This window comes from Vicinamibacteria bacterium (assembly GCA_035620555.1).
In the GTDB taxonomy this organism is placed as follows: Bacteria; Acidobacteriota; Vicinamibacteria; order Marinacidobacterales; family SMYC01; genus DASPGQ01.
This window is the reverse complement of record DASPGQ010000171.1, coordinates 1-6,821: the sequence shown is the minus strand read 5'-3', so window position 1 is coordinate 6,821 and position 6,821 is coordinate 1. Positions and strand designations below refer to the sequence as shown.

Sequence of the window (6,821 nt, the reverse complement as noted above, 5' to 3'; positions counted from 1 at the left end):
GGGAGGAAGGCCGGCGGCGCTCGCTTCCCTCTTCGGCGTCGGCTTCCGGAACGTCCGCGTGCTTTGCCCCGGCGCGTACTCGAAGAGAGACGTCGGCTGAGACACGAGCCAGTCATGGTCGTCGTCGAAGAACAGGCTTCGCGCGAACTCGGCGAGACTGGCTTCGAGCCTCGAGCCCGAGGCGCCGATGGCCGTCACCGCATCGATATCGTCCGCGGAGTTCCCGTTGAAGTTGCCGAAAAGACCCGAGAGCGTTCCTCGACGGGTCACAGCGGGCCTCAGGAAGGTATTGATGTGCCCCTTGCCGATACTGATGGACAGGCTCGAGCCGTCTCTCCAGACGATCTCGTGCCCTTGGTGCGACCGCTCGACCCGCCCCCCTTCGGGCAGATCGAGGCCATCGCCGGGCAAGAGCGTCACCGGCTGCTCTTGGACGGAAAGCATCGGCTCCCGCCCCAGCGCGACCGAGACGCGACTCGTGTCGACCAACGCGGCCACCGCGGTGAGAATCGACACGTAGCTCGCAAAGCCCGTCGACTCGAGGCGGAGCTGCACTTCGAAATCCCCGACCGTTGCTCGACTCGCGACGAACTCGCCGCCGGCCTGGAAGTCGTAGTTCGCGCCGTCCAAGGTCTGGACATGGATGTCACCCCACGCTCGCCCCTCCTCCGCACGGACAGGGCCGACGGCGCTGACGAGCGCGAGCAGAGGAACTGCAGTGTATACGAGGCGTTGTTTCATCGTCATGCTTGAGGCAAGCAGCAAGAACCGTGCCGCGGCTCAATTGCCCGTTTCGAGCGGCAGGACGGGACGGGGTGCTGCCGTAGCAGGGTGATGAAAACTCAGCCCACCCTGCGCGAGCGGAGCGTTCGACTTCGCCAAGGCTTCGTCGGAACCTCGCCGAAGCCCGAAGGGCGCAGGCGGGAGCCCGGCGCGCTTGCCGCGCCGTAAGCAGGCCGAGCCGTGGCGGCTCGATCGATCACGGGTCCCGCCACGGCATTGAACACTCTAGAGTGTCCCCTCCAGCGGGCGGGACGGCCTCCCCCGCGGACGGTTCACACGGTCTTGTTCGTCGAGTCGGGATGGCGCTCGGTGGTTCCCGACCTGCGACCCGCGTGCGTGGAATTTTGCGGAGGAGTTCCTCGACGATCCCGTCGTTGGGCTTCACATTGCGCAGAGCGCGAATCGTGAGACCTACGACATTCTTGTTCTACGGACCGTATGCCCGACGAACTACAAGACATCTCGGTACGATACATGCCGCAGACGAAGACAACGAGCTCGAGGGAGCCGGGTGTCGGAAGAATGAGGCTGCGCGGAAGGGATTTCGCCTACACTTCTGGACGAGGCGGGTGCACTCAGCGGCCGATCAATCGTTCTCTTCTCAGCAACCAGTTTTTGTCGTACGATTCTCTTTACTGCAAAGGTCCTTTCGTCGTGCTTCCTTGGAATGTTCGACAACCCATGAAACACTGGGCTTTTCGAGTTTCTTCCTCTTGGAAGCACTTCAAGAAGATCTGCGAGTATGCGGCGCGAAGCCTCAGGGCTCACGGGTTCACCGACATCGTGTTCATCGGCCTCGCCGCTTTTTGCCTTCGCCCCGCAACAGGTCCGACGCGAGCAACGAGTGCCCCGAGGTGGGTTCGAGCGAAGCGGTGTGAGCGGAAACCCCACGCGCGCCTCGGCCGCCTACGGTGAAAGGGTATCGACCTGAAAGTTGAAGCGACGCTCCGTCGACTGAGGGAGCTCACGGACGCGCGTTGAAAGAGCTCTTCGCCACCGTCCAGAAACGCTGTCCCCCGGAGGCATGGTCTCGCGGGGTGGCGCTGGCCCGGAGCCACGCCGTAACGGTCGAGTCCGATGAAGAGGACGAGGTCGTCGCGCGCGTGCGTGTCATGGGCGGTGCCGTCGCTCCGACCGTCTCGCTCTATCCCGAGGAGCTAGCATGGGAATGCGACTGCCAAGGCCCCCTCGACGCGTGCGAGCACGTCGCGGCCGTCATCATAGCGAAACGGCTGGGGACGATTGGCTCTTCTCAGTCCCGACCCGTTCTCTACCGCTTGTCGCGCCGCCGAGGAGGTCTCTTCGTCGAGCGCGGCGTCGAGGAAGAGGGATCGTTCGTTCCCATCGAGCATTCCCTAGAGGCCATCGCCTCGGGGACGTTCCATGGACCTCTCTTCGACGCGAAGCCGGCGGATCTCGAGGTGGACCGGGCGCTTCGGGGACGGTTCAGCGGACTTCTCGAGCGCGGTGCGATCGAGCGCGTCTTTCGTGCCCTTGCCGGGTCGAAGCACGTTTCGTTCGACGGGACGCCCGTCGACGTCTCGGGGGCTCCGATCGTGTCGCCGGTGCTCGTCGAGGACGCGGGTGAAGGATTTCGGCTGCGGATGGATGAGGCGACGGGTGAGCCCTTTGTGCTCCACAACGGCTGTCTTCATCCGACGAAGGATCCCGCGCTCTCGGGACGCGAGCGCGAGGAGCTGACGCGCGGTCGCTTTTTCGGGCCTGACGAAGTGGCGACGCTCGCGGGAGAGGTGCTCCCCTCCTTGAAGAAGCGAACAGCCGTGGATATCCGCACCCATCGCCTTCCGAAGGCGGCGAAATCTCCGCCTCGCCTCACGTTTCTTTTGCAGCGCAACGGCGACCAACTCTACGTTCTTCCCCGAATCCGATACGCGGAGCCGGTGCCGCTTCGCGATTTCGACGCCGAGCGGCGTTTGCAGGATGAGCTCGCGCGCCGATACGGCTTGGCGCTCGATTGCGGGCAGGAGCTTTCGACTGAGGCCGCCATCGAGTTCGTTTCCGACCTCGAGGGCGTCGAGGTGGAAGGGGACGGCCTCGAAGCCTTCCGACTCCACGGCACCCTGACGCCGAGCGTGCACGTGGGTGATCGAAGCCTCGGCGTCGATTTCGAGGTCCCCGGCCGATCGGCGGATCCCAAAGCCGTCCTTCGCGCCTGGCAAGAGGGGCTGTCGCGAGTCGCCTTGACGACCGGGGGCTTTGCTCGCCTTCCGGAGGACTGGCTGGACCGATGCGGCGACCATCTCGCCGATCTCCTCGCGGCACGCGCCGAGGATGGAACGCTTCCCGCCGCGTCGATGCCCGACTTGACGCGGCTGTGCGCAGCGCTGGAGATGCCGCCGCCGCGGCAGGTCGAGATGGAGACCGTCGGGGCCATTCCCCGAGAGCTCGAACCGAGGCTTCGAGATTACCAGCGACGCGGCGTCGAGTGGCTGCTCGTCCTGAGGGCGGGAGGTCTCGGCGCGCTCTTGGCGGACGATATGGGCCTGGGCAAGACCGTGCAGGCGCTCGGAGCGCTTCGGGGTCGAAGCCTCGTTGTTGCACCGACCAGCGTCCTCGCGAACTGGATTTCCGAAGCCCGTCGGTTTCGTCCGGATCTCTCCCTCCGCCTGTATCACGGCGCCGACCGGCGACTCGACGAAGCGGCCGACCTGACGGTGACGAGCCACGCGCTCCTGAGGCTGGATCGCGACCGACTCGAGGCCGTTTCCTGGGATGTCGTGGTCCTCGACGAGTCCCAGGCGATCAGAAATCCTGAAACGGACCTCGCCCGTGCGGCCTTCTCGCTTCGTGCTCGCTTCCGGGTCGGCCTCACGGGAACACCCATCGAGAACCGCCCCTTGGACCTGTGGAGTCAATCTCATTTCTTGAATCCGGGTTTCCTAGGCTCACGGGAGGATTTCGAGCGGCGGTACCTCCGCCCGTTGGAGCGCGGCGAAGCGGAGCCGCTCCGACGACTCAGAGAGCGGATCCGCCCCTTCGTGCTGCGGCGTCTCAAGGCGGAGGTCGCGCCCGAGCTCCCGCCGCGCACGGAGGTCACGCTCCGCGCTCAGCTGTCCGACCGCGAGCGGGCGATCTACGACGCCATACGCCTCGCCGTCCGCAGAGACGTCGTCGCCCGGCTCGGGGAGCCGGGAGGCGTGCTGACCGCGCTCGTAGCCCTCCTGCGTCTGCGGCAAGCGGCCTGTCACCCCGCCTTGGTTCCTGGACAGACGGCCGAGAGCTCGTCGAAGACCGAGCTACTGATGGACGCGCTCGGGACCGCGACGGACGAGGGGCACAAATCCCTGGTCTTCTCCCAATGGACGCGCATGCTGGATCTTCTGGAGACACCGCTGAGGGCGAGGGGGATCGGCTTCGTCAGGCTCGACGGCTCCACGCGCGGGCGTGCGGCGGTCGTGGAGCGATTTGAAAACGACGAGGACGCTTCCGTATTCCTCGTCTCCCTCAAGGCCGGCGGCACGGGGCTGAATCTGACGGCCGCCGACCACGTGTTCCTGTTCGATCCATGGTGGAACCCGGCGGTCGAAGAGCAGGCCTTCGATCGCGCCCATCGCATCGGCCAGGACAAGCCCGTCTTCGTTCACCGGCTCGTCGCCGAGAACACCGTCGAGGAGAAGATCCTGACGCTGCAGCAGGACAAGCAGGCCCTGGCGGCCATGGCGACGGGCGGGACGAGCTCGCCCATCACCCGCGACGAGCTCCTGCAGCTACTGGAATAGGAAGCCGGTGACACGGCCAGCTCCTCGAGCTCTCGAGAATTTACCGCGACGTCTCTCGGGAAGGCTCCTCGTCGACGAACTCACCCCCATCGAAATGACCCACGAGCTTACGACCGTCCGGCCAAACTTGTGCAACGCTGGCGGCTCGGCCGGGAACGGCTTCGTACACCTGACGCTCAACAAAACTACTCCGTCCGGACGGAGCACTCTGACGACGGTCCCGATCCGGGCCGAATCCTTCATTTTGGAAGCCCCACCTCTTGAGCTCCTAAGAAACTGACGCCTGAAGGAGCTCTCCGGACTGCATGTCCAAGAGTGCGAATCCTAGGTCGGCAGCGCGTTGAGTGAGACGACGAAGGATTCTTTGGCGGTCGTGGGCATTGTAGGCTGCGGCACCTGGGTCTGTGTAGACGAGGCCGTGCTTGAGGCTTCGATAGACGATGATGGCGAGCTTTCGTGCGGTCGCGGTGACGGCCTTGGCTTTACCAACGCGATAAGCGAGGCGACGGTAGTAAGCCCCGAGAGCGGTCTGAGTTCTGCCGAGACTCATGGCGGCCATGCGAAGGATGGAAGCGGCGCGGTTTGCGGAAGGCTGGGTTCGGGAGTTGAGAAGGCGTCCTCCTGAGAGTTTGTTTTGAGGTGCGAGGGTGAGCCAGGAGGTGAAGTGTTTTTCCGTTGGCCAACGGTTCATGTCGGTTCCGATCTCGGAGATAAGGCGCAAGGCGGTGTAGGGTCTGATGGCATCGATCTGGGAGAGGTCGACGCCGCCGGCGATTTGATGGAGGAGGGGACGGATCTCGAAACGGGGTTCGTTGTCCCGAGGCTTGCGCATGTTTCGAGGAGGGGGCAAAGGAGCCTTCTGGGTGGAACGAGCGGCCATGAGATTCAGTTGGGCCTCGATGGCTGAGTCACAGGCCTTGATCTGAAGCTGAATCGTGTCGAAGAGTTCGAGGTTCTGGCGAAGAGCGAAGAGGTGCTCGAGAAGGTAATTGCCTGTAAGGGCAGCGGCGATCTCCGCTTCAGAAGCGCGGCAGCGATGGTCACGATGCTTGGCAAGCAATCTGGGGTTGGTTCGTCCCGCAACGATGTCGCGAAGGATTCGCAAGCCTGTGACGCCAGTGATGTCGCTGACGACGAGGTGAAGCTGGACGTTCATTTGGACTAGGGCTTTTTGCATACGCTGAATATGGGTTGCTGCGCTTTGGACGAGAGTCTCTCGGTGGCGGAGGTAGCAGCGGAGAGTAGCGATGGCCGCCACCGGGCGGAAACTGCCGCGAAGCAGTCCCACACTATGCAGTTCCCTGAGCCATTCGCAGTCCGAGACATCGCTCTTGCGCCCAGGAACGTTTTTGACGTGGCGGGCGTTGACCAAAACAACTTCGAAACCGCGGGCTTCGAGGATCTCGTAAATCGGAATCCAGTAGACTCCCGTGGACTCCATCGCAACGCTGGTGACACCGCACGATGAAAGCCAGTCGGCGAGTCGATAGAGATCGGCAGTAAAGGTTTTGAACGACTGGACGGGTGTGGGGTCGCGGTCCGGTGGTACGGCGACGTAATGTTCAGCGGAGCCGCAGTCGATCCCGGCGACGTTCGGGTTGATCCTCTTCAGCAAGGACACGGGGGTTTTCTTCTTGGGCTTTTCACGCTTGTGTTGCATTGGGATGCTCCTTCATACTTCCGAAGGCATCCGGGAGCAGGGATGCGGCATTGTTCCAATCTCCTAAACGGGATCACGCTCGCGCGTGTCACCATTGACGATGCCGAAGCATCCCCGGGCCACGCTAACAAACGGGCTTGCCGCTCCAGTGGCGTTTCGGCCTCGGCTCTCGGATGCTCCCAGCATTCTATGAACGTCGAGAGCACACGCAAGCGCACTACAGTTTCTGACCCGATGGGTCGAGAACCCTTCGCGTGGGCCGCTAACGAGCGGTTGGAGTGGACGTGGCCGTCTTCCGGAACGACGGAGTTAGAATGATCGCCATCACCTTCGTTGAGTTTCGTGGTTTGCTCAAGGCTGGCCACGCCACTCAACCGCGGTGTTCGACGGACGAGGACAATGTCATCAGCGAGTTGATGCCCGCGACGACACGGCGTTTTCGTCAGTTTTGATGAGCAAACACGGTTTTGCGGCAGGAGGGCCGACGATGGTGAGACTAATATCGTGGGCTGTGGCCGGGGCCCTTGCGCTAGTTGTCGACGTCCAGAGTATCGTTGCGCATTCACCGGCAGCGACTCCAACTTCTCCTCCGATTCCCCTTGATCGCGCGGTCGGGATTGCCCTCAACGGGCTGACCG

General features: G+C 63.4%; 4 protein-coding genes. 2 read left to right on the top strand and 2 right to left on the bottom strand.

Features of this window, described 5'->3' with window-relative positions; all coding sequences use genetic code 11:
• On the bottom strand, positions 1-741 hold a 741-nt coding region (locus tag VEK15_06560; protein HXV60339.1), incomplete at its 3' end, for a VWD domain-containing protein.
• A gap of 1,019 nt (positions 742-1,760) precedes the next feature.
• Between VEK15_06560 and VEK15_06555 the strand changes: the two genes are divergently transcribed.
• A complete protein-coding gene (locus VEK15_06555) occupies positions 1,761-4,523 on the top strand; it encodes an SNF2-related protein (protein ID HXV60338.1) in 2,763 nt (920 codons plus the stop codon).
• A gap of 268 nt (positions 4,524-4,791) precedes the next feature.
• On the opposite strand, the gene VEK15_06550 is transcribed toward VEK15_06555, so the two are convergent.
• Positions 4,792-6,183, bottom strand: coding sequence for an IS110 family transposase (locus tag VEK15_06550; protein HXV60337.1), 1,392 nt, complete (start codon positions 6,181-6,183; stop codon positions 4,792-4,794).
• A 314-nt stretch (positions 6,184-6,497) separates the two neighbouring features.
• Between VEK15_06550 and VEK15_06545 the strand changes: the two genes are divergently transcribed.
• Positions 6,498-6,635 carry a hypothetical protein gene (locus VEK15_06545; GenBank protein ID HXV60336.1) on the top strand — a complete coding sequence of 46 codons (138 nt, stop codon included), beginning with the start codon at positions 6,498-6,500 and terminating at the stop codon, positions 6,633-6,635.
• The last annotated feature ends 186 nt before the right edge of the window (positions 6,636-6,821 follow it).